This window comes from Cryobacterium sp. Hh38 (assembly GCF_004403235.1).
GTDB lineage: Bacteria > Actinomycetota > Actinomycetes > Actinomycetales > Microbacteriaceae > Cryobacterium > Cryobacterium levicorallinum.
The window spans coordinates 1-1657 of record NZ_SOHD01000019.1 but is presented as its reverse complement, the minus strand read 5'-3'; the positions used below and the strand labels follow the sequence as shown (position 1 = coordinate 1657).

1 protein-coding gene and 1 pseudogene are annotated in these 1657 nt (G+C 63.4%); both read right to left on the bottom strand.

The genetic code is table 11. From position 1 onward, the window contains the following. On the bottom strand, window positions 1–602 hold a 602-nt coding region (locus E3T41_RS07080; protein WP_134477880.1), incomplete at its 3' end, for a hypothetical protein. Between the two features lie 515 nt (window positions 603–1117). Next, window positions 1118–1534 (bottom strand): annotated as a pseudogene (locus E3T41_RS07075) (SDR family NAD(P)-dependent oxidoreductase); the annotation flags it as partial. Window positions 1535–1657 lie beyond the last annotated feature (123 nt).

Here is a 1657-nt window from a genome sequence, read left to right as displayed (position 1 = left end):
CACGCCTCAGTCAAGACCTCAGCCTTACTCGCCTGCGCCCACGCGATCACCTTCTCCAGGTAAAGCACCCGGTCGACGAATTGCGCCTGGTGCCGCTGGAACGGACTCAAGCCGGTAGCCGCGTCGGATTGGTCTGGGTCGTCGCCAGTGCTGCCCGCAGTGCGGAGGTCGGCGGCCGCGTCTGCGTCGGCAGGGTCAGTGTGACGCTCGTCAGCGGTGCATTCGTCCGGGAGAAAATTGTCCGCGAGGTAGTTCGTATACAGGAACTCCTCGCGGACGTCCTCATCGAAGAGGTGCTCGGGCGGCACCGCACCGAACACCTCGGTCAGATCGAGGTCGGCCGGAATGGTCGGGCCGTCAATCAACTCCGGGCGGTCAGCCACCGGGCTCACTGCTGCCGGGCTCACCGGTTCCAGGTCGAGGTCATCGTACGGGGCGCAGTCTCCGAGCCCCTCGGCCAGTTGGAGCCGCCAATCAGCCTGACACTGCGCCCAGAACACCTCGAACTCGGCACGCTCCTCGAGTGTGGACGGCCAGTAGCCGTGAGCCGCGAAGAACGGATCGACACGGCCCGGCAGGGGAGTATCGCCGCTCTGGCTCATAGAAGAAGTATACCAAAACCATGCGCCAAAGTCGAGAGATTCTCAGATATGTTTGGATTTCTGTGCGTAGATGCATTCGGTTCGACCCAAACGTTTTTGAGGCCGACTCGCGCCAGTCCATGGCGGTCTCGGCAAGCTCGACCAACGGCAAGTGGCCGGGTTCTCCAGACCGCTCTGAGCGGAAGGTGGCGGGCTCGGCGGGCTCGGTGGGCTCGCCCAGAATGGTCGAGTTCCGGAGACCGGTCGCCGTGAGCGATGGCACGCTCAGCACCGAAAGACGGGGGCTTCGAGGCCACAGGCGTCCCGCGTCGCCCGATGCACCGCACGGGAGCGGACGCAATAAGGCTGGGCCCCGGTCCGTCAACGTGGTCACCTTCCTGCTGGAAGAGTGCCAACAATGGGAGTGCGAGCGCCCCAGCTACAAAGAGCAATATTCAGCTTTCGGCACCGTGCAAACTTAATGTTTGTCGAAATTCACACTGTTTTCGGCGATCTCGCGCGGCGAACGAGGAGCGCTACCCGCGACCGACCCACCGATCCATCGAGCGGTACACGCCGAAGACGCGACCGGCGACGGTGTCCCAGGCTGCCAGCGGCAGCACGCCGCGCAGCACCTTCGACAGGCTGACCGTCCAGGGCAACAGCAGCTGCGGCTTGCCGGCGAGCATGGCCCGCCAGACCCGATCGACGACATATTCCGGGGTCATCAGTGGGGTGAGCAGCGGCCCGCGCGCGCCCTCGAACATGCCGGTATCGATGTAGCTCGGGCAGACCGTGGTGACCTTGACCTGGCCGTGACCCTGCTGCACGAGCTCGAGCCGCAGCGAATCGCTCCATCCGATCAGGGCGGCCTTCGAAGCGGCATAAACGCTCATGCGCGGGTTACTGAGGGTGCCGGCGGCCGACGCGATATTTACGATGCGTGACTCACGCCATCCGCTCGCAAGGCAAAGTCATATGGTCGTAGCAACGCTCTAGTGATTGGAGCGTTTTATGGTCAAGTTGTTTCCGCCGAATACTCGCACTGAGTTCATTGATCTCGTGTGTGCGGGGAT